The organism is Caballeronia sp. ATUFL_F2_KS9A, from assembly GCF_023630765.1.
GTDB classification, from domain to species: Bacteria; Pseudomonadota; Gammaproteobacteria; order Burkholderiales; family Burkholderiaceae; genus Caballeronia; species Caballeronia zhejiangensis.
Genome location: NZ_JALQEK010000013.1, coordinates 42,445 through 62,629 on the forward strand (window position 1 = coordinate 42,445; position 20,185 = coordinate 62,629).

Below are 20,185 nucleotides of genomic sequence, written 5' to 3' on the forward strand. Positions count from 1 at the left end.
AAAGCTGCTTTCTTTGCCTACTTTCTTTGCAGCAGCAAAGAAAGTAGGTGCCGCCCCGCACAGGGGCAGTGCTAATAGACCGACACGAAAACGGAATCCAGCGACATCAACGGCAAAACATCAACAACGACATCAACCGCAAAACATCAATCCCGCGACCCGCGATTCTTCAACTGATCGAGCAGAACGGCAGCAAGCAGGATAGCCCCTCTCACGAGGTACTGATAAAACGCGTCGATATTCAAAAGGTTCATGACGTTCTCGACAGTACCCATGATGAGCACGCCAATCACGACACCGGAAATCGTCGCCCTACCGCCCAGCAGAGAAACACCGCCAAGAACACAAGCAGAAATGACATTGAGCTCGAAGCCTTGAGCGGCATTCGGCTGCCCCGACGTGATCCGCGAAGCGAGAATGACCCCAGCCAGCGCGGTCACAGCGCCCTGAATCAAAAAGATCCACACACGCGTGCGCTCGACATTGATCCCCGCGAGCCGCGAAGCCTCGGGATTACCGCCGATAGCCAATGTATTACGTCCATACACCGTCTGATTGAGCAATACGCCAAAAACGACGAAGCACGCAAGCGTGACCCAGATTGGCAGGGAAATCCCGATCATCGACAGACTGCCGAGCGCGATGAACGTATCCGACGACACACCCACCGCCTGCCCGTGCGACACGATGAACCCGAGCCCGCGCACGATTTCCATCGTCGCCAAGGTCGTAATCAGCGCATTGATTCGCAGATAAGCAATCACCGCGCCGTTCACAAACCCGATCACCGCACCCGCAGCCACCGCCGCGATGATCGCGATGAACGTGTTGTCCGTCGCATTCAGAACCATCGCGCACAGAACACCGGCGAAGGCGATCGTCGAGCCCACCGACAAGTCGAAGTCGCGCGACGCGAGGCAGAACATCATCGTGCACGCGACCATGCCGATCTGCGAGATCGACAGCGCGAGGCCGAGCATGTTCTCGATCGAGAAGAAGTGATCGACGGTCAGCGACATCGTCACGAACATCACGATGAAGATCACGATCAGGCTGTATTCCGTGATCTGCTGCCACCACTTCTGCTTGTCGTTCTTTTGCGGGATCAGCGCGTTCGCGACGCTTTCCGTCGCCTGCCCCACGATGTTTTCTCTTGCTTCCATGATTCGCTCCTCTCGTCTTTACGCCGCCTGCGCGACCGTTTCCGCCTGCGGCAGCGCAAGGCTCAACACTGTTTGTTCGCTCGCCTTCTCGCGCGCCAGTTCGCCCGCGATACGCCCCTGCCGCATCACGACGATCCGGTCCGACACGCCCAGCACTTCCGGCAATTCCGACGAAATCATCACGATCGCGCAGCCGCGCTCCGCAAGCTGATAGATCACGTTGTAAATCTCATGCTTCGCGCCGACGTCGATGCCGCGCGTCGGTTCGTCGAGAATCACGACCTTCAGGTCCGGCTCCGCGAGCCAGCGCGACAGAATCGCCTTCTGCTGATTGCCGCCCGAAAGAAAACGGATGCGCTGCTTCCGGCTCGGCGTCTTGATCTTCAGCAACTGGATGAAGCGCTCGGCCGTCTGCGCCTCCTTCTTGCGATCCAGAAACAGCCCGCCGCGCAGATAGTGTCGCCGGCACGAAATATTGATGTTCTCCGCCACCGTCGCCATCGCGACGATGCCTTCTTCCTTCCGATCCTCCGGACACAGCACGATGCCGTGACGAATCGCCTCGCCGGTGCTGCGAACCTTGATCGGCTTGCCGTCGAGCACGATGTCGCCGCCCTTCTTTCTGTCCGCGCCGTAGACGAGATGCATCAGCTCGCTGCGTCCCGCGCCGACGAGCCCGAAGAAGCCCACGATCTCCCCGCGCTTCACTTCGAAGCTCGCGGGCGCGCTCAATGCATCGCCCTCCACGTTCTTCACGGAGAAGCGCACGTCGCCCAAAGGACGCGCGCGATAGTTGTAGATGTCGCTGATCTCGCGCCCGACCATTTCCTGCACGAGCGTTTCGCGCGGCACATCCGCGAGCGAAAGATGCGAGGCGATCTTGCGCCCGTCGCGGAAAATCGTGCACGCGTTGCACAGTTCGTAAATCTCGTCCATGCGATGCGAGATGTAGATCAGCGCACGGTTATCCGCCTGCAGATCGCGCACGAGCTTGAAGAGCACTTCCGTCTCGCGATGCGACAGCGAACTCGTCGGTTCGTCGAGCGCGATCACGCGCGCGTTGCGCAGCAGCGCCTTGCAGATTTCGACCATCTGCCGCTGCGCGATCGACAGCTTGCGCAGCTTCGCATTCGGATCGAGATCGACGCCCATCGCCGCAAGCCGCTCGCGTACGTGCGCCTTGGCCGCGCGCTTGTCGACCCAGCCGAGCCGGTTCGGCAATGCGCCGAGCAGCAGATTCTCGGACACGGTCAGATCCGGCACGTACTGCAATTCCTGATGAATCACCGCGATGCCCGCGGCAATCGATGCCGCCGCGCTCGCGAAATGCACTTCCTTGTCGTCGATGAGCACGCGCCCCGAATCGGGCTGATACTCGCCGCCGAGAATCTTGAGCAAGGTCGATTTGCCCGCGCCGTTCTCGCCCATCAAACCGTGAACTTCGCCGGCGTTGACGTCGAACGACACGCCGTCGAGCGCGCGCACGCCTGGAAACACCTTGCCGATATTGTCAAAACGCAGCGTCGCTGACACATCGCCTCCTATTCTCGAGCGGACCGCACGCGCGGCCCGCTTCCCTCACGAAAGACTTAGTTCGATGCCAGTCCCATCTGCTGGCGCACCGATGCCACGTTTTCACGCGTAGCCAGCATGCCGGTCGTGAGCGTGAGCGGCGGCGGCGCCTTGCCGTCCTTGATCCACGCGTACATCAGCTCGGACGTCTCTTCGCCGTGGCGCTTCGGGCTGATGATGACGGTGCCGTAGAAGCCCGTCGGATTCGGCTTCTTGAACTCGTTCAACGCCGAGTCCGATCCGCCGATACCGATGCCGATCATGTTGTCCGCCTTGAAGCCGCGGCCTTCCGCTGCGCGCACCGCGCCGAGCACGGCTTCGTCGTTCAGGCCGTAGGCGACCCAGTGCTTGTATTGCGGATTCTTCGTCAGCGCGATGTTCGCGGCGTTGAACGCGTTCTCGGTGTCGGTCTTCGCCTGCGGCGCGGCGACGATGTTCGCCTTCGGGAAACCGGCGGCGACGAGCGCATCGGTCGCGCCGGCCGTGCGGTCATGCGCGGTCGGCAATTGCTCGTAAGTCACGTCGATCGCGCCGACATCCTTCATGTCCCAGCCGCGCTTCTTGATCTCGGCGGCGATGCCGTCGCCCACCTGCTTGCCGATGTTGTATGCGGAAATGCCCATGTGCGGCACGGATTCGATCGGCTTGCCCGAACCGTCGACGAGGCGGTCATCGACCGTCATCATCTTGAGCTTGTCGGCCTTCGCCTTCGCGACGATGCCCGGCCCGAGCTTCACGTCCGGCGTGCAGATGATGAAGCCCTGCGCCTTCTGCGCGGCGAGGTTGTCGATCGCGCTCATCACCTTTTCACCCGACGGCGCGCCGATCTTCACGAGCGTGAAGCCCTTTTCCTTGGCGGCGATTTCGGCGAACTTCCATTCGTCCTGGAACCACGGCTCTTCCGGCTGCTTCACGAGGAAGCCGATCTTGACCTCGTCGGCGGCCTGCGCGACCGGCGCCGCGATCATGGACGCGCTCGTTGCCGTGGCAGCGGCGATCAGCGTGAGGAACAGTCTGCGTTTCATTTTTTGTCTCCCGACTTTTTCCGATGTCGAAAAATGCCCGCGCGCGGGCGCTACGAAGTGTGTGGCCGCTTTCTTGTTGATTGATGTCCGCACAGCGGCCAGTGCGTCATTCCTTCGTGATCTCGTTTGCTTCAGTCGTGGTACAGCGCGCTTCGCCCGCCATCCACGGTGATACAGCTCGCGTTGATGAACGGCGCCTCGTCCGATGCGAGGAACACCGCCGTCATCGCGACTTCCCGCGGCTCGCCGATACGCTTCATCGGCTGAAGATCGAGCGTCGCCTGACGCGCGGCCTTCGGATCAGCCTGCGAATTCCACCAGTCGAGCGTCAGTTGCGTTTCGATGTAACCCGGCGCGATCGCATTCACGCGCACGTTGTTCGGCGCGTACTCGATGCCGAGCGCGCGCGTGAGGCCGATCACACCGTGCTTCGCCACCGGATACGGAAAGCAGCCCGGAATGATCTTGAAGCTGTGCGTCGACGCGATGTTCACGATGCTGCCGCGCCCGCGCTCGACCATGCCCGGCAACACCGCGCGGCAGCCGTTCCACACGCCGTCGAGATCGACGGCGAAGCAGCGGCGCCAGTCGTCGTCGGTCATCGTGAGCGGATCGCAGAACACGTTGATGCCGGCGTTGTTCACGAGCACGTCGAGCGGGCCGAGCGCGGCTTCGGTCTGCGCGACGGCTTCCTTCACCGATGCGCTTTGCGTCACGTCCGTTTCGACCGCGATGACGTTCGCGCCGGTTTCTTCCCCGATGCGCTCGGCCGTTTCGCGGGCCGTGCCGATGTCGAGTTCCGCGAGCGCGACGCGTGCGCCCTCGCGCGCGAACGCCAGCGCGATCGCCGCGCCGATGCCGCGTCCCGCGCCCGTGACCATCGCGACCTTGCCGGCGAGGCGGTTCATTTGGCTGCGCCTCGTGCAACGGCCAGTCCGTCGATGAACGCCTTCGCGTGCCGCGCCGTGACGTCCGCGCTCTGGCCCGGCTTGTAGAGCGCCGAGCCGAGGCCGAAGCCGTTCGCGCCTGCGCTCAAGAACGGCTCCATGTTGTCCGGCGCAATACCGCCGACCGGCACGAGCGGCACGTCCTTCGCGATCACCGCGCGCCATGCCTTCGTCACCGTTGGGCCGAGTTGCTCGGCGGGAAACATCTTCAGCACGTCCGCGCCGTTCTTCAGCGCGAGAAACGCCTCGTTCGGCGTCGCGACGCCCGGCGCGCACGCGAGACCCTGCGCCTTCGCGGCACGCACGACATCGGCGTCGCTGTGCGGCATCACGATGAGCTCGCCGCCCGCGGCCTTCACGCTATCGACGTAACTCGGATGCAGCACCGTTCCCGCACCGACGATCGCATCGGCGGGGAGCGTCTGACGGATCGCCGCGATGCTGTCGAACGGCTGCGGCGAATTCAGCGGCACTTCGACGATGCGAAAGCCCGCTTCATAGAGCGCGCGGCCGTGATCGGCGGCTTCGGCGGGCGTGACGCCGCGCAGTATCGCGATCAGCGGGCACGCGGCGAACGCCTTTGCGAGACCGGCGTGCATGCCGTAGGGCGCCGGCAGATTGATGGGAGGCTGCATCGTGTTCTCTCCTTTTCAGGCCGCGCGCCTGGCCGCGACCAGCCCGGCCAGCGCGGCGATTCCATAAAGGCCGTGCTCGGTGGCGTGCGCGACCGTGGCGGCATCGTGGCATCCGAAACGCGCGAGCGCGGCGCGATAGCGATTGCAAAGCGCATCGTTGCCGATCAGGCGCAGGGGCTTTCCCGCGAGCGCGGATTGTTCGCGCGCAAGCACTTCGTTCAGCCCGCGCAATTCATGGCCGATCAACAGGCCCGACAAATAATCCGATTGCTGCTCCGCGCTCAGTTGGCCCGTGAGGCCGAGCGTGCGCGTGCTGAAGATCGTCGCGAGCACGCCGGGATGACCGGCATCGCGCGCCGTATCGACGCCGCGCAGGAACGCCTGTTCGTCGTGCGTCGCGGTGGGATGCATCGTGCGGCCGAGGATCGTGTGATCGCGCAGCGCGCTGAAGGTCTCGCCCGTCATGAAGGTGTAGAAACGCTCGATGCGCTCATCGGCGACGAACGCCCACTTCGCGTGCGTGCCCGGCAGTCCGATCAGCGCGCCGCCCGCGTTTCCGAGCGCCGGCTCGCTCGCCAGCGCGCCGAAAATCTGCGTTTCCTCGCCGCGCATCACGTTGGGCAACGCGCCGCGCTCCAGCACGCCCGGCACGACATGCAGCACGACGCCGCGCGCCGTCTTCACATCGACGATGCCCGCGACGAGCGCATCGGCGTTCGCCGGCGTTTCGACGTACGGCGCTTCGACCCAGCCCTGCGCGCTGCCGACCATGCCCGCCGCGATCACCGGCAAGTGCGCGTGCGCGTCGAGCCACGCGCCGCAGGTTTGCTCGAACGCCTGATCGAACCCGCCCGCCGGCAGATTCATGATGCCCGCCGACGATGCGCGCGTATCGAGGGCGAGACCGTCGGCGCCAAGCAGATAGGCGCGCAGCGAAGTCGTGCCCCAGTCGAGCGCGACGAGCGCGGGCGTGGAAACGGATGCGGTCATCGCTTGATCCTGCGGGCGGCCTGCGGCGCGCGCCAGCCAAGTTCCTCGGAGATCGCGTGCGCTTCGCGCTGCACGACCGGAATCAGTTCCTCCATGCGCTCGTGCGGCATGTAGGGAATGGTGCTCGCCACCGACAATGCCGCGACGATCGCGCCCGACGCATCGCGCACCGGCGCGGCAACGCAGCGGATCGACGCCTCGTTCTCTTCGAGATCGAACGTGAAGCCGCCTTGCGCATAGCGCGTCATGCGCTGCTGAAAGGTGTCGAAGTCGGGGCGGTTGTCGGGCTTGAAGCTCATCCTCGCCAGCACGCGATGCGACGCTTCCAGCAGCTTCTTCCACGCGTTCGCTTCGAGGTCGAGCATCATCGCCTTGCCGATGCCCGTCGACGCGAGCGGCATCCGGTGCCCGACGCGCGAACGCATCTCCAGGCCGCGCGTGCCCGGAATCTTGTCGATGTAGAGCACGTCGTCGCCGTCGCGCACGCCGAGATGGATCGTGTCGTGCGTATGCTCGGCGAGCGCCTGCAGATGCGGTCGCGCGACGGTCGTGAGCGGCATCTGTTCGAGCGCGATCGTGCCGAGTTCGATGAGCTTCGGCCCGAGCAGATAGCCGCCCTGCACCTGACGCAGATAGCGCGCTTGCACGAGCGAGCTCACGAGCCGATGCGTCGTGCTGCGCGTCGTGCCGAGCGCCGCGCCGAACGCGCGCAGGTCGCGCGCGCCGTTCGCGGCGGCTTCGAGAATCGCGAGGCCGCGCAACAGCGTCTGCGTGCCCGCCTGCTGCGGTGTGATGTCGACGAGCGCGCTCGGCAGCGCGATGGCGTCGGGATCGGGTGTGTGCTTCGTCCCGCTCGCGCCGTTGGACTTGGCGCGCGCTGCGCCCGCCTCGGCGACGTCGGTTTCAGGGGTCTGGAATTTGGTCATGGCGCGAATCCCTCGTCGATCACGATGCGCGCCGGATGACGCACGCGGGCGCGCCCCCGATGGAATGAGCGTACGAATCGTGCAAGGAGGCCCGCGAGCGCGGGCGTGCGATCGAATGCATGACGTGTCTCCATTGTTCTGGTCGTGCGCGCCGGAAGTCGCTCCGGTCGTCGCCCGCGTGTGCCGTTTCAGGCTTTGGCCGGATTGTAGTTCCGGCTCTTCGATTTATTCAATATGTGATCGTCATGCTCACATAATGGGAGAGAAGCTTGCAGCCGAAAGCTTCTGGAAAACAAAAAAGCCCTGAATTATCAGGGCTTTGCGTTGTTTATCGCGGCCAGCTAAATTTCACTGCGGCAGCTCCGCCGCCCCCATCCGCCGTGCGATGACGCCCGCGCGCTGCGACAAATACGGCGCATTGCGATGGTCGTCGAAATACTTAGGGCGCGGCAGCATCACCGCAAGCCGCGCGCTCTGCCAGGCCGTCAGTTTCGCCGCCGATGTCTTGTAGTAATACCGCGCCGCCGCTTCTGCGCCGTACACGCCGTTGCCCCACTCGACCGAATTCAGGTAGATCTCGAAGATGCGTTCCTTGTCCATCCAGAACTCGAGCATCCAGGTGATGACGAGCTCCTGCGCCTTGCGCACATAGCTCTTTTCGCGCGACAGAAACAGGTTGCGCGCGAGCTGCTGCGAAATGGTCGAGCCGCCCGCGACGATTTTTCCGCGCGCCTTGTTCTTCTCCCACGCCTGAAGGATGGCGTCGGTTTCGTAGCCGTTGTTATTGACGAAATTCGCGTCTTCCGAAGCGATGATCGCGCGCTTCAGATTGCGCGAAATCTGCTCGTACGGCACCCAGGTGCGTTGCAGCGAAATGCCCGGATGCGTCTTCGCGAGCGTCCACGCGTCGGCGCGCATGAAGGCCGTCGGACCGGGATTGACGATCGTCCAGATGCCGATCTGCGCGAAGAACCACATTTGCGTCGCGATGAACGCGATGCCGAGCACCGATACGCCGTACGCGATCCAGCGCGCCGGGCCGAGCCGCACCGCTTTGCGCACGCGCGGCGAGCGGCTGCCCTGGCTGCCGACGGGCGCGGTGGTCATGTCAGGCTTTCGCGGCCAGCGCGGCGCGCAGATCGCGCAGCACCGCGCCGCCATCCGGGCGCACGCCGCGCCAGATGAAAAACGATTCGGCGGCCTGCTCGACCAGCATGCCGAGACCGTCCGATGCGCGCGCACCGAGCTTCGACGCGTGTTGCATGAAGACGGTCGGCTGCGCGCCGTACATCATGTCGTAGGCGAGCGTGCCCGCGCCGAACGCGCCGTCGTCGCAATCGGGCAAGGCGGCGTCGAGGCTGCCCGCGGTCGCGTTGACGATCACGTCGTACTGCCCGGCTTCCGCGCTGTCGGCGCCGCCGCCCGAGAAACGCACGCCGCACTCGGACGCGTTCTGCGCGAACTGATCGACGAGCTGATGCGCCTTCGCCGCCGTGCGGTTGACGATGGTGAGCGCCGCCGGCGCGCGATCGAAGATCGGCAGCACGACGCCGCGCGCCGCGCCGCCCGCGCCGAGCAGCAGAATGCGCGCGCCTTTCAGACTCACGCCGAGATTCACTTCGATGTCGCGCACGAGGCCGACGCCATCGGTGTTGTCGCCGCGCACGCCATCCGGCCCGAAGGCGAGCGTGTTCACCGCGCCCGCCGCTGCCGCGCGCGGCGACAGCGAATCGGCGAGCGCGTGCGCTTCGAGCTTGAACGGCACGGTGACGTTCATGCCGCGTCCGCCCGACGCGATGAACGCCTTCACTTCACGCGTGAAGCCATCGAGCGGCCCGAGAATGCGGCCGTATTCGATCGGCTCGCCGGTCTGCGCGGCGAACTTCGCGTGAATCCACGGCGATTTGCTGTGCTCGATCGGATTGCCGATCACCGCGTATTGGTCTTTCATGGCGTCGGTTCCTGCGCGTTGTCGGGCGTTTCCGGTTGTGGCTGCTCCACCGACGCTTCCGCCTGCGCTTCGGCTTCGCTTTCGGCAGAAAGATCGCTCGTCTCGATGATCTCTTCTTCCGCCTCTTCTTCCTCGACCGGCGCGCTCGCGGACGGCGCGTCGATCACATGCAGCAGACGGCACGATGCTTCGACCGTCAGCTCGTCGATCGATACGACTTCGAGCATCACACGCGTGCCGCGCGCATGCACGCCGAGGCCGGGCACGTGCAGGATCAGCGGAATCTCTTCGAGCCGCACGAGATCGTCCTTGATGACCGAAGCGGGAACGTGCTTCCTGTTCTCCTGCTTGAGCCAGCGCAGGCACCAGAAATACTCCATGCGGCGCTGGTGATCGGCATACGCGGTGTACGTGTCGTCGAAACCCTGCACGACGGCGAAAAGGTCCGCGTCCTTCGGCTTGAACGGCGCGGCGAGCTTGGCCGTCACGCCATGCTGCACGCACGCGAGCAACTGCCATTGATTGACGAGGTCGACATAACGGCGCAGCGGCGACGTGCTCCACGCATATTGCGCGACGCCCAGGCCTTCGTGCGGCGCGGGCGTCGTCTGCATGCGCGTGCGTTTCGGTCCCGGACCGCCGAAGCCGCGCTGCGAACGATAGATGCCCGGCACGCCGTGATCGTTGAGGAACGCGCCCCACGACGAATTCGCGAGAATCGCCAGTTCCGCGACGATCAGATCGAGCGGCGAACCGCGACGGCGCGGCGTGATCGTGATGTGCTCGCCATCGACATAAAAGTTGAAGTCGTTGTTGCGCTGCACTTCGCGCTTGAGGCCGTAAGTCGCGCGCGCCTGCTGACGCTTTTCGAAGAGCGCCTGCGCGAGCGGCCACAGCACGGCGATGTCTTCCTTGTGCGGATAGTCGCCCGTGCCGGCCGCGAGCGTTTCCTCGGTGACGAACTCGTCGAGATGGTTGTGGCGCAGGTTGCTCTTCACGAACACGCGTTCGGCGCGCGTTTCAGTGGCGACGATATCCTGCGTCTCGCGATTCACGATGATGTACAGCGACAGCGCCGGGCGCAGCCCGCCCTCGCCGAGCGTGAACACGTCGACGACGTTGTCGGGCAGCATCGTGATCTTGTCGCCGGGCATGTAGACCGTGGAGAGACGACCGCGCGCGATGGCGTCGATCGTGTCGCCACGCGTAATGCCGAGCGCCGGCGCCGCGATGTGGATGCCCACGCGCACGCGGCCATCCGAAAGATGCTCGACGGAGAAGGCATCGTCGATTTCGGTGGTGGTGACGTCGTCGATGGAGAACGCTTCGACGTGCGCTTCCGGCAAATCCTCGGGCAGCGGTCCCGGCTGCACCGACGGAAAACCGATGCCGTGCGGGAAGGACTCCGACAGGAACTTCGCCTCGTGCAACTGTCGGGGCGACGCGATGCCGCCGCATTCGAGCATCAGCCGCGCCTGCGAGATGCCGCGCGCCGCCGCCGCCGCTTCGAGCGCCTTGTACTCGATCGAATTCTTGTCCGGCTTCGTGAGCAGGCCGATCGCCTTGCCCTTCAGCGCATCGGGCAGCTTGCCCGCCTTCAGTTCCTCTTCCCAGCCCTGCTGCACGAGCGCCTGCTGACGCTTGCGTTCGAGCGACGCGAGCGCCATCTGCAATTGTTCCTGCGGCGCGCGCTGATACTGGCCGCGCCCTTTGCGCCGGAAGTAAACCGGCGCGCCGTGCATGCGCAGGACGAGCGCCGCGCGTTCGGCGGGTCCGAACTTGTCGCCGAAGTAATCCGCGCCGAGCGCGGCGAACGGAAATTCCTCGTCGGGCGCGCATTCCCACAGGAAGTCGAGATCGATCTCCTGCGCGATGGCGTCGGCTTCCTGCATCAGATCGCCGGCTGCGGGCTTCTCGAACTCGATCAGCACGTCTTTCGCGCGCACTTTCGCGCGCCGGCCGCCCGGCAATTCGACCTGGAACGCGTCGCCCTGTTTCGACAACACCGATCCGGCCTTGAAACTACCCGATTCCTCGAAGAAAACGTTCACTCAATACTCTCGTAAAACGGTGGACCGGGCCGCGCTTGCCGCGCGCCGGCGAATGAATGGGCTCAGGCGGCTGCGGTCGCGCGCACGGGTGGCGGCGCCTGGTCGCAGAACGCGATGACATCGGCGAGATAAGCCGGGAAGTCGCTGATCGCGTGATCGCTGCCCTGAATCAGCGTAGTTCGCACGCCGGGATAGTGGTCGAGCATCGTGCGGTAATCGAGCACTTCGTCGCCCGTCGCCGCGATCAGATAGTAGCGCTCGGGCCGCGTGATCGATTCGACCTTGAGCGCGCGCAACTCGTCGAGATGGCGCGGCAGCACGGTGATCGTTCCGCCGCCGTGCCACAACGGCTGCTCGCCGAGAAAATGGCTCAGATCGCGATCCGGCACGACCGCCGGATTGAGCAGCACGGCGCGCCAGCCGTGTTTCTCCGCGAGATACGTCGCGTAATAGCCGCCGAGCGAACTGCCGACGACGGTCACATCGCCCGCTTTCTCGCCCGCCGCGAGCGATTCGGCCAGCGCGACGGCATCGCACGGCGACACCGGCAGCGACGGGCACTGCCATTCGCCGAGCCTCCCGAGTTCCGCGAGCCGCGCGTGCATCACGCGCGCCTTGAACGATTGGGGAGACGAGCGAAAGCCGTGCAGATAGAGAATCACGAATGTCCTCCTGCGCCACGCGCCGAAAGCGCGTCGAGCAGTTTCTGATGGACGCCGCCGAAGCCGCCGTTGCTCATCACGAGTACGTGGTCGCCGGGGCGCGCGGCGGCCGCGACCGCCTTCACCAGAGGTTCAATTTCGTCGAATGCCCGCGCCTTGTCGCCGAGCGGGGACAGCGCTTCTGCGAGATTCCAGCCGAGCTTGTCGCGGCCTTCGCGCGCGCCGTAGCCGAAGACGAGATCCGCGCCCGCGAGACTCGCCGGCAATTGCGCTTTCATCGTGCCGAGTTTCATCGTGTTCGAGCGCGGCTCCAGCACGGCGAGGATGCGCGACGTATCCGAATTGCCGATGCGCGTGCGCAGGCCCGCGACGGTCGTCTCGATTGCGGTCGGATGATGCGCGAAGTCGTCGTAGACGGTGACGCCGTCGACGCTGCCCTTCACTTCCATGCGCCGCTTGACGTTGCGAAAACTCGCGAGCGATTTCGCCGATTGCGCCGCCGGCACGCCGACCGAGCGCGCGGCCGCGATCGCAGCGAGCGCGTTCATCCGATTGTGCTCGCCCTGCACCTGCCAGTCGACGACGCCCTGGCGCTCGCCTTCCCAATACACGGCGAACTGCTCGTCGACGGCGGCGCCTTGTTCGACGGGCAGCGCCTGCCATCCGCCTTCGACGCCGAAGCGTTCGACGCCCGACCAGCAGCCGCGCGTGAGCACGCGTTCCAGCGCCGCCTCGCGCCCGTTCGTGACGATGCGCCCGACGCCCGGCACCGTGCGCACAAGGTGGTGGAATTGCGTTTCGATGGCCGCGAGATCGGGGAAGATATCGGCGTGATCGAATTCGAGATTATTGAGCACGGCCGTGCGCGGACGGTAATGCACGAACTTCGAACGCTTGTCGAAGAATGCCGTGTCGTACTCGTCGGCTTCGATGACGAAAAAGCTCGAATCGGTCAGGCGCGCGGAAATGCCGAAGTTCAACGGCACGCCGCCGATCAGAAAGCCGGGATTCATGCCCGCGTCTTCGAGCAGCCATGCGAGCATCGAGCTCGTCGTGGTCTTGCCGTGCGTGCCCGCCACCGCGAGCACCCATTTGCCGTTCAGCACATGCTCGCCGAGCCACTGCGGGCCGGATGTGTATGGCAGGCCGCGATCGAGGATGGCTTCCATCAGCGGATTGCCGCGCGTCACCACGTTGCCGATGACGAAGAGATCCGGCTCGAGCGCGAGCTGCTCGATGCCGTAACCTTCGATCAGTTCGATGCCCTGGGCTTCGAGTTGCGTGCTCATCGGCGGGTAGACGCCGGCGTCGCAGCCGGTGACCTTGTGGCCCGCCTCGCGCGCCAGGACGGCGAGTCCGCCCATGAAGGTGCCGCAGATGCCGAGGATGTGGATGTGCATAAACCGTGTCGCGCCGCGCGGGCGATTGAGATGCGAAAACAGGAACGGCGCCGTACCGGTGAACCTGAGGGCAAACCCGTGCAGAAAGGCGCCTGAAGGCGCATATTGTAACCGAGCAGGCTAAGCGCTTTTCCCCCGGCGCAAGCCTGCCGCCCTTGGCCCGCAAAAGGGCCGCTCGAGCTTATCTAGTATCATTCCGGCATGGTTCGCAAATCACATTTCGATCCGCAGCGCGTGCGCGAGGAAATCGCGATCGCTGCCGCGAGGATGATCGCCGAAGACGGCCTCGACTACTCCACCGCCAAGCGCAAGGCTGCGCGGCAGGTCGTCGGCGAGGCGAAGATCGGCGGCGAGTTCCTGCCCGATAACGACCAGATCGAAGAGGAAATCCGCGAGTATCAGGCGATTTTCCAGAGCGACAGCCAGCCAGCCGTGCTGCGCCGGATGCGCGAAGTCGCGCTCGACTGGATGGAGCGCCTGACACCCTTCGATCCATATCTGACGGGCGCGGTGCTCAACGGCACCGCAGGCGAGCACTCCGATATTCATCTGCAATGCTTCTGCGACAATCCCAAGGAAGTCGCGATTTATCTGCTGAACGCGATCGTGCAATACGACGTGTCCGAGACGCGGCACTTCGCCGGGCGCGGCTATGTGGAGACGTTGAGCTTTCTGCATCGCGCACGCGACGAGGAGCCGGTCGGCGTGCATATCGCGCTCTACGGTCCCGACGATCTGCGCGGCGCGGTGCGCGCGGACAACCGCGGCCGCCTCGCCCGCGCGAACGCGGCGGCCGTACGCACGCTGCTCGATCACCCCGATGTCCCGCCGCTCGAGATCAGCGGCTGATCTATCTTCTCTACGCTCATGAAAAGCACACGCATTCTGGCGGCCCTCGTGGTCGCCGTCGCCGCGACCGTCGGCGGCTTCTACGCGGGCCATCTGTTCACTGGCGGCGATACCGTGGCCGCGACGCAGCCGAGCGGCAACGCCGTCGATCAACTGTGGAAGGCGACGCCGCCGGGCGCTTCGGGCACGTCGCAACCGCTCGCGGCGTTCAAGGGCAAGCCGGTCGTCGTGAACTTCTGGGCGTCGTGGTGCGGACCGTGCGTGAAGGAAATGCCGACGCTCTCCGCGATGCAGCGCGATTACGAAAAGAAAGGCATCACGTTCATCGGACTCGGCGTCGATAGCGAGAAGAACGTCAACGATTTTCTTAAGAAAGTGCCGGTCGCCTATCCCGTCTACGTCACCGGCTTCGGCGGCGCGGATCTTGCGCGTAGCTTCGGCAATAATGCGGGCGGCCTGCCATTTACCGTAGTGATCGACGCAAATGGGAAAATCCGCTCCACGAAACTGGGCGAAGTCGACCCGGCCGAGTTGAAACATACGCTCGACAGCCTGTAAAAATTGGCTGCGTGTACGCCGTGGCTTGCGTCGAGTAAGCTGCGAGTTAGCACGCAGTACGCCGATCTTGCTGGAAATTCGACGCGACTCCCAATACGCGGCGGTAATTTGTCCCATGGTTGCGAGCCGGACTGCACAGTAAAACTAGACAAAATTCTCTAAACGGCGCTAAAGTGCGCCGAATTCCGCACAACCCGAAGCGACTATGACAACTCTGCCGGTGCCATGTGGCCCCCTCGCCGTCAAGTCCGACCTCCGCAAAACGGCGGTCGGAAGGCGTGGAGCATCCGCAGCCGTCATCCGCGTGCTGTTCGGGCGCGCGCTTCGAAGCGACCACGCCGATACGTTCGACATGAACGCTACCGGCGTGCCGACCGATTCTGCAGCCGTCGTTTGCGGGGGCGCTTTCGCGAGCGCGCGCGTGGGACGGCTGGCCGCGCCGACTCGCGGCTGAGCAGTCAGAACACCCACAAATCAAGTCAAGTGCCGGGCAGTCCCGGTCTCCAAGTATTGAAAGGGGATTTTTCGATGGACCTTCGTAAACTGAAAACGCTGATCGACCTCGTCTCGGAATCCGGCATCTCGGAGCTGGAAGTGACGGAAGGCGAAGGCAAGGTTCGCATCGTCAAGAACGCCGCGCCGGTCTACATGCAGGCGCCGCAGCAGTACGCACCGCAAGTGCAGTCGCCGGCCGCGCCGCAATTCGGCGGTGCAGGCGAAGCCGGCGCGCCGGCAGCCGCTGCGCCCGCGGCCGCCGCGCCGCAAGGTCACATCGTGACCTCGCCGATGGTCGGTTCGTTCTACCGTGCGCCGTCGCCGGGCGCGGATCCGTTCATCCAGGTCGGCGATACGGTGAAGGAAGGCCAGACGCTGTGCATCATCGAAGCGATGAAGCTCTTGAACGAAATCGAAGCGGACAAGGCCGGCGTCGTGAAGGAAATCCTCGTCGAGAACGGCCAGGCGGTCGAGTACGGCCAGCCGCTCTTCGTGATCGGCGACTAAAGGCGCACCGGGCCGTGCCGCGGATGCGCCTCGCAGCCGCCGCCCGGCCCCGCCGCGCCGGCGCGCTTCATGCGGCATCGATTCGTCGAGAAGCGCGCCGCCGATTGGATCCCCGAGGGCCGCTCGCGCGAGCCCGTTGATGAGCCGACCCACTATGTTTGAAAAAATTCTCATTGCGAACCGCGGCGAAATCGCGCTTCGCATCCAGCGCGCGTGCCGCGAGCTGGGCGTCAAGACAGTCGTCGTCTATTCCGAAGCCGACAAGGAAGCGAAGTACGTCAAGCTGGCCGACGAAGCCGTGTGCATCGGACCGGCGCCTTCGAATCTCTCGTACCTGAACATGCCGGCGCTCATCAGCGCGGCCGAAGTCACCGACGCCGAAGCCATCCATCCCGGCTACGGCTTTCTCTCCGAAAACGCCGACTTCGCCGAGCGCGTCGAGCAATCGGGCTTCACGTTCATCGGGCCGCGTCCCGAGACCATCCGCCTGATGGGCGACAAGGTCACCGCCAAGCAGACGATGATCAAGACCGGCGTGCCGTGCGTACCGGGCTCCGAAGGCGCATTGCCGGACGATCCGCGCGAGATCGTGAAGATTGCGCGCGCAATCGGCTACCCCGTCATCATCAAGGCGGCGGGCGGCGGCGGCGGGCGCGGCATGCGCGTGGTGCACACCGAAGCGGCGCTCGTGAACGCCGTCAACATGACGCGCGAAGAAGCGGGCCGCGCCTTCGGCAACCCGCAGGTGTACATGGAGAAGTTTCTCGAGAACCCGCGCCACATCGAGATTCAGGTGTTGTCGGACTCGTTCCGTAACGCGATCTGGCTCGGCGAGCGCGACTGCTCGATGCAGCGCCGTCACCAGAAGGTGATCGAGGAAGCGCCGGCGCCGGGCATTGCGCGGCGGCTGATCGAGCGCATCGGCGACCGTTGCGCCGACGCGTGCAAGAAGATGGGCTATCTCGGCGCGGGCACGTTCGAGTTCCTGTACGAGAACGGCGAGTTCTACTTCATCGAAATGAACACGCGCGTGCAGGTCGAGCATCCGGTGACGGAACTCATCACGGGCGTCGATATCGTGCAGGAGCAGATCCGCATCGCCGCGGGCGAAAAGCTCTCGATCCGCCAGAAGGACATCCAGTTCCGCGGCCACGCGATCGAGTGCCGCATCAACGCGGAAGATCCGTTCAAGTTCACGCCGTCGCCGGGACGCATCACGTCGTGGCATACGCCGGGCGGCCCGGGCATTCGCGTCGATTCCCACGCGTATGCGAACTACTTCGTTCCGCCGAATTACGATTCGATGATCGGCAAGCTGATCGCGTTCGGCGCGACGCGCGAGCAGGCGATCAACCGCATGCGTATCGCGCTGTCGGAAATGGTCGTCGAAGGCATTTCGACGAACATCCCGCTGCATCGCGAAATGATGATCGACGCGAAGTTCGTCGAAGGCGGCACGAGCATTCACTATCTCGAGAACAAGCTGGCCGCGCGCCAGGCCGCCGTCGCCGAAGAGTCCTGAAGCACGCCTTATTCAGAGAGATAGCATGAGTTACCGGGAACTGATCGCCGAGCTGGATCGCGAGCACGCGGAAGCGCTGTCGGATGCGCTGCTTGAAGTCGGCGCGCTGTCGGTGTCGGTCGAAGACGCCGACGCCGACACGCCCGACGAACAGCCGCTCTTCGGCGAGCCGGGTCTCGTGCCTGAAAAGCGTGCGTGGAACCGTTCGCGCGTCGTCGCGCTGCTCGCCGAGGACGCAGATCCCGACGTGCTGCTCGCCGCGGCCGCGAACGAGATCGGCCTCGCGGCAACCCCGCAGTTCACGGTGCGCGAGGTCGAGGAGCAGGACTGGGTGCGTCTCACGCAGGCGCAGTTCGATCCGATCGCCATCGGCGAGCGCATCTGGGTCGTGCCTTCGTGGCACGACGCGCCCGATCCGAACGCGCTCGTGCTCGAACTCGATCCGGGCCTCGCGTTCGGCACCGGCAGCCATCCGACCACGCGGCTTTGCATGGAATGGCTGGAGCAGTCGGTGAAGCCGGGACAATCGCTGCTCGATTACGGCTGCGGCTCCGGCATCCTCGCGATTCTCGCGAAGAAGTGCGGCGCCGATCCGGTCGTCGGCATCGACATCGATCCGCAAGCGGTCGAGTCGGCGCGTCAGAACAGCGAGCGCAATCGCGCGGACGTGATCTACGGCCTGCCCGATGCGTGCCCCGCCGGCGAGTTCGATATCGTCGTCGCGAACATCCTCTCGAATCCGCTCAAGCTGATGGCGTCGATGCTCGCCGCGAAGGTAAAGCCGGGCGGCAGAATCGCGCTGTCGGGCGTGCTCGCGCGCCAGGCCGACGAGGTCGCGGCGGTCTATGCGAAGTGGATCGACATCGGCGTTTGGCGCGAGCACGAAGGCTGGGTATGCCTCGCGGGAACGCGGCGCGAAAGCCTTTAGAATAGCGCCATCCTCCACGATCAGGCCGTCAGGCCAACGGCACTTCTTATATGGCGCTGGCAACCCGCTGCCCCCACTGCGAAACCGTATTCAAGCTGGACCCGCATCTGCTCGCGCCGCATGACGGCCGCGTGCGCTGCGGACACTGTCAGGAAGTTTTCGATGCCGCACATCATCGCTTCGAGCTTCCGGACGAGCCGGCCGCGGCAGGCGTCGCTCAGCATGCCGCGATCATCGACGATGATGCCGCCGTCGGTCCCGCAACAAGCTCGGGCGCAGGCCACGCTGCCGCCGCCGATGCACCCGCGCATGTGACCGCGCCGCCCGATGCGCCGCTCAAGCCGCGCCCGTTCGCGCCGCGCAACCTCGATCTCGGCGCGCCGAGTTCCATCAAGCATCCCGATGCCGACAGCGAAGGCACCGTCTATGCGAACGCTCCTGCAGCGTCGAGCGCGTCGAGCCAGACACGCGCCGCGTCGCCGCGCAGCGAACCCGATCAAGCCGATGCCGCGAACGAGCCGTCCGCGTTGCCTTCGGAACCCGCCCGCCTGAAGCAGTACATTCGCGTCGGCGTGCCGCATCCCGATGCCGCGAACTCCGAGCAAGCCGACGATACGCCGCTCGGCGAACCGCCCGTCGCGCCGCTCGCCAATGCTGTCGACGATCGCGCCGAGCCGTTCATCGGTCCGGTTCATCAGCCGGACGCGCCGCCCGCGCGCGCCGCCGCGGAACCGGCCGTACCCGCATGGCGCGACGACGCGGAGCCCGGTTTCGGCGCCAAGAAGCCGCCCGCTCCTGCTCGGCGCGTCAGCGCGAACGAGGCGTTTCCCGTGATTCGCGAGTCGCGGGAAACGCGCGCGCCGGTGCGTGGCCGCGGCGGAGCCGGGAAGGCGGGACGTGTCGTGGGCGTCATCGTCGCCGTGCTGCTGGCGTTGCTGTTGCTCGTGCAGCTCGCATGGTGGCAACGCGAAACGTTGATGGTCTACGTGCCCGGCTCGCACGCGCTCTATTCGAACGTCTGCGATCAGATCGGCTGCACGATCTCGCCGCCGCGCGACATCGACGGATTGCAGATCGAGAGTTCCGGGCTGCGCCAGGTGGACGGCCCGCACAAGCTCGAACTGAAATTGTCGCTGCGCAACCGGATGGACGTCGCGCTGGCGTATCCGGCGCTCGAACTCACGCTGCTCGACGACAAGAACAACGTCGCGATCCGGCGCGTGCTCTGGCCGCAGGATTACGCGCGACCGGGTACGATATTCGCCGTCGGCCTCGCGCCGCAAAGCGCGCAACCGGTGATCGTCCGGCTGGATACGGGCGACGCGGTTGCCGCCAATTACCGGGTTCAGGTCTTTTACCCGTGATGTCGGGCAGGCGCGCGAACGCCGCCTGCCCCGGTTCCACACGACGCGCGTCATGCTCCTCGCGGCGCCTGCACGCGCGATTTTCCCGTCAGCATCTGACAATTCTCTGGAGCGCAACATGAGTCAAGTTACCCTCGGCGGCAACCCTATCGACGTCAGCGGCACGTTCCCGGGCCCGGGCCAGCAGGCGTCCGAATTCACGCTCGTCGGCGCCGATCTCGGCGACGTCAAGCTCGCGAACTTCGCGGGCAAGCGCAAGGTGCTGAACATCGTGCCGAGTCTCGACACGCCGACCTGCGCCACCTCGACGCGCAAATTCAATGAAGCGGCCGCCGGCCTGAACAACACGGTCGTGGTCGTGGTTTCGGGCGATCTGCCGTTCGCCGCGAAGCGCTTCTGCACGACCGAAGGTATCGCCAATGTCGTGACGGCATCGACGTTCCGCGGCCACGAATTCGCGCAGGCTTACGGCGTCGACGTGACGAGCGGCCCGCTCAAGGGTCTGACGGCGCGCGCCGTGGTCGTGCTCGACGAGAACAACAAGGTGCTTCATTCGGAGCTCGTGCCCGAGATCAAGAATGAGCCGAACTACGATGCAGCGCTCGCCGCGCTGAAGTAAATCGTCTCGCCGGACCGCTTC

At 65.0% G+C, this 20,185-nt stretch carries 19 protein-coding genes; 7 read left to right on the top strand and 12 right to left on the bottom strand.

From position 1 onward, the window contains the following. Positions 1–146: 146 nt before the first annotated feature. The 12 genes from araH to mpl all read right to left on the bottom strand — a co-directional run bounded on the left by araH (position 147) and on the right by mpl (position 13,322). Positions 147–1,163: an L-arabinose ABC transporter permease AraH gene (gene araH / locus NCS67_RS10795; RefSeq protein ID WP_239295155.1), complete on the bottom strand. Its 1,017-nt coding sequence runs from the start codon at positions 1,161–1,163 to the stop codon at positions 147–149. Between the two features lie 18 nt (positions 1,164–1,181). After that, the gene (gene araG / locus NCS67_RS10800) at positions 1,182–2,696 is read right to left on the bottom strand and encodes an L-arabinose ABC transporter ATP-binding protein AraG (RefSeq protein ID WP_250435194.1); all 1,515 of its coding nucleotides are present in this window, start codon (positions 2,694–2,696) and stop codon (positions 1,182–1,184) included. A 56-nt stretch (positions 2,697–2,752) separates the two neighbouring features. Continuing rightward, complete coding sequence (locus tag NCS67_RS10805; RefSeq protein WP_008342889.1) at positions 2,753–3,760, bottom strand: arabinose ABC transporter substrate-binding protein; 1,008 nt, start codon at positions 3,758–3,760, stop codon at positions 2,753–2,755. Between the two features lie 131 nt (positions 3,761–3,891). Continuing rightward, the gene (locus tag NCS67_RS10810) at positions 3,892–4,668 is read right to left on the bottom strand and encodes an SDR family oxidoreductase (protein ID WP_008342890.1); all 777 of its coding nucleotides are present in this window, start codon (positions 4,666–4,668) and stop codon (positions 3,892–3,894) included. Continuing rightward, a complete protein-coding gene (locus tag NCS67_RS10815; RefSeq protein ID WP_008342891.1) occupies positions 4,665–5,342 on the bottom strand; it encodes a 2-dehydro-3-deoxy-6-phosphogalactonate aldolase in 678 nt (225 codons plus the stop codon). Before NCS67_RS10815 ends, NCS67_RS10810 begins: the two co-directional genes overlap by 4 nt. A gap of 15 nt (positions 5,343–5,357) precedes the next feature. Further along, a complete protein-coding gene (locus NCS67_RS10820) occupies positions 5,358–6,332 on the bottom strand; it encodes a 2-dehydro-3-deoxygalactonokinase (protein ID WP_250435195.1) in 975 nt (324 codons plus the stop codon). Then, complete coding sequence (locus NCS67_RS10825; protein ID WP_008342893.1) at positions 6,329–7,258, bottom strand: IclR family transcriptional regulator; 930 nt, start codon at positions 7,256–7,258, stop codon at positions 6,329–6,331. Before NCS67_RS10825 ends, NCS67_RS10820 begins: the two co-directional genes overlap by 4 nt. A 348-nt stretch (positions 7,259–7,606) precedes the next feature. Then, positions 7,607–8,365, bottom strand: a complete 759-nt coding sequence (gene mtgA, locus NCS67_RS10830; RefSeq protein ID WP_250435196.1) for a monofunctional biosynthetic peptidoglycan transglycosylase — start codon at positions 8,363–8,365, stop codon at positions 7,607–7,609. 1 nt (position 8,366) lies between these two features. Then, positions 8,367–9,209, bottom strand: a complete 843-nt coding sequence (gene aroE, locus NCS67_RS10835) for a shikimate dehydrogenase (protein WP_250435197.1) — start codon at positions 9,207–9,209, stop codon at positions 8,367–8,369. Continuing rightward, positions 9,206–11,260, bottom strand: coding sequence for a ribonuclease catalytic domain-containing protein (locus tag NCS67_RS10840; RefSeq protein ID WP_250435198.1), 2,055 nt, complete (start codon positions 11,258–11,260; stop codon positions 9,206–9,208). Before NCS67_RS10840 ends, aroE begins: the two co-directional genes overlap by 4 nt. A 62-nt stretch (positions 11,261–11,322) precedes the next feature. After that, the gene (locus NCS67_RS10845) at positions 11,323–11,922 is read right to left on the bottom strand and encodes a YqiA/YcfP family alpha/beta fold hydrolase (protein WP_008342897.1); all 600 of its coding nucleotides are present in this window, start codon (positions 11,920–11,922) and stop codon (positions 11,323–11,325) included. Continuing rightward, on the bottom strand, positions 11,919–13,322 hold the full coding sequence (gene mpl / locus NCS67_RS10850; protein WP_250435199.1) for a UDP-N-acetylmuramate:L-alanyl-gamma-D-glutamyl-meso-diaminopimelate ligase: 1,404 nt from the start codon (positions 13,320–13,322) through the stop codon (positions 11,919–11,921). Before mpl ends, NCS67_RS10845 begins: the two co-directional genes overlap by 4 nt. Before the next feature lie 201 nt (positions 13,323–13,523). Between mpl and NCS67_RS10855 the strand changes: the two genes are divergently transcribed. The 7 genes from NCS67_RS10855 (at position 13,524) to tpx (ending at position 20,164) form a co-directional block, all read left to right on the top strand. Beyond that, positions 13,524–14,171: a UDP-N-acetylmuramate--alanine ligase gene (locus NCS67_RS10855; protein ID WP_250435200.1), complete on the top strand. Its 648-nt coding sequence runs from the start codon at positions 13,524–13,526 to the stop codon at positions 14,169–14,171. A gap of 18 nt (positions 14,172–14,189) precedes the next feature. Continuing rightward, positions 14,190–14,729 (top strand): TlpA family protein disulfide reductase, encoded by a 540-nt coding sequence (locus tag NCS67_RS10860; protein WP_175982757.1) that lies wholly within the window; start codon positions 14,190–14,192, stop codon positions 14,727–14,729. Positions 14,730–15,257: 528 nt separating this feature from the next. Next, positions 15,258–15,731, top strand: coding sequence for an acetyl-CoA carboxylase biotin carboxyl carrier protein (gene accB, locus NCS67_RS10865; RefSeq protein WP_008342903.1), 474 nt, complete (start codon positions 15,258–15,260; stop codon positions 15,729–15,731). 154 nt (positions 15,732–15,885) lie between these two features. Beyond that, a complete protein-coding gene (gene accC, locus NCS67_RS10870) occupies positions 15,886–17,253 on the top strand; it encodes an acetyl-CoA carboxylase biotin carboxylase subunit (protein WP_008342904.1) in 1,368 nt (455 codons plus the stop codon). 25 nt (positions 17,254–17,278) lie between these two features. After that, on the top strand, positions 17,279–18,181 hold the full coding sequence (gene prmA, locus NCS67_RS10875; protein ID WP_008342906.1) for a 50S ribosomal protein L11 methyltransferase: 903 nt from the start codon (positions 17,279–17,281) through the stop codon (positions 18,179–18,181). Positions 18,182–18,231: 50 nt separating this feature from the next. After that, the gene (locus tag NCS67_RS10880; RefSeq protein ID WP_250435201.1) at positions 18,232–19,545 is read left to right on the top strand and encodes a zinc-ribbon and DUF3426 domain-containing protein; all 1,314 of its coding nucleotides are present in this window, start codon (positions 18,232–18,234) and stop codon (positions 19,543–19,545) included. Between the two features lie 118 nt (positions 19,546–19,663). After that, positions 19,664–20,164 (top strand): thiol peroxidase, encoded by a 501-nt coding sequence (gene tpx, locus NCS67_RS10885; protein ID WP_008342910.1) that lies wholly within the window; start codon positions 19,664–19,666, stop codon positions 20,162–20,164. Positions 20,165–20,185: the final 21 nt, after the last annotated feature.

Coding starts and splice junctions, on each gene's coding strand:
- araH (WP_239295155.1), bottom strand. CDS start 1,163: ATGGAAGCAAGAGAAAACATCGTGGGGCAGGCGACGGAAAGCGTCGCG.
- NCS67_RS10805 (WP_008342889.1), bottom strand. CDS start 3,760: ATGAAACGCAGACTGTTCCTCACGCTGATCGCCGCTGCCACGGCAACG.
- NCS67_RS10810 (WP_008342890.1), bottom strand. CDS start 4,668: ATGAACCGCCTCGCCGGCAAGGTCGCGATGGTCACGGGCGCGGGACGC.
- NCS67_RS10815 (WP_008342891.1), bottom strand. CDS start 5,342: ATGCAGCCTCCCATCAATCTGCCGGCGCCCTACGGCATGCACGCCGGT.
- NCS67_RS10820 (WP_250435195.1), bottom strand. CDS start 6,332: ATGACCGCATCCGTTTCCACGCCCGCGCTCGTCGCGCTCGACTGGGGC.
- NCS67_RS10825 (WP_008342893.1), bottom strand. CDS start 7,258: ATGACCAAATTCCAGACCCCTGAAACCGACGTCGCCGAGGCGGGCGCA.
- mtgA (WP_250435196.1), bottom strand. CDS start 8,365: ATGACCACCGCGCCCGTCGGCAGCCAGGGCAGCCGCTCGCCGCGCGTG.
- aroE (WP_250435197.1), bottom strand. CDS start 9,209: ATGAAAGACCAATACGCGGTGATCGGCAATCCGATCGAGCACAGCAAA.
- mpl (WP_250435199.1), bottom strand. CDS start 13,322: ATGCACATCCACATCCTCGGCATCTGCGGCACCTTCATGGGCGGACTC.
- NCS67_RS10855 (WP_250435200.1), top strand. CDS start 13,524: ATGGTTCGCAAATCACATTTCGATCCGCAGCGCGTGCGCGAGGAAATC.
- NCS67_RS10860 (WP_175982757.1), top strand. CDS start 14,190: ATGAAAAGCACACGCATTCTGGCGGCCCTCGTGGTCGCCGTCGCCGCG.
- accB (WP_008342903.1), top strand. CDS start 15,258: ATGGACCTTCGTAAACTGAAAACGCTGATCGACCTCGTCTCGGAATCC.
- accC (WP_008342904.1), top strand. CDS start 15,886: ATGTTTGAAAAAATTCTCATTGCGAACCGCGGCGAAATCGCGCTTCGC.
- prmA (WP_008342906.1), top strand. CDS start 17,279: ATGAGTTACCGGGAACTGATCGCCGAGCTGGATCGCGAGCACGCGGAA.
- NCS67_RS10880 (WP_250435201.1), top strand. CDS start 18,232: ATGGCGCTGGCAACCCGCTGCCCCCACTGCGAAACCGTATTCAAGCTG.
- tpx (WP_008342910.1), top strand. CDS start 19,664: ATGAGTCAAGTTACCCTCGGCGGCAACCCTATCGACGTCAGCGGCACG.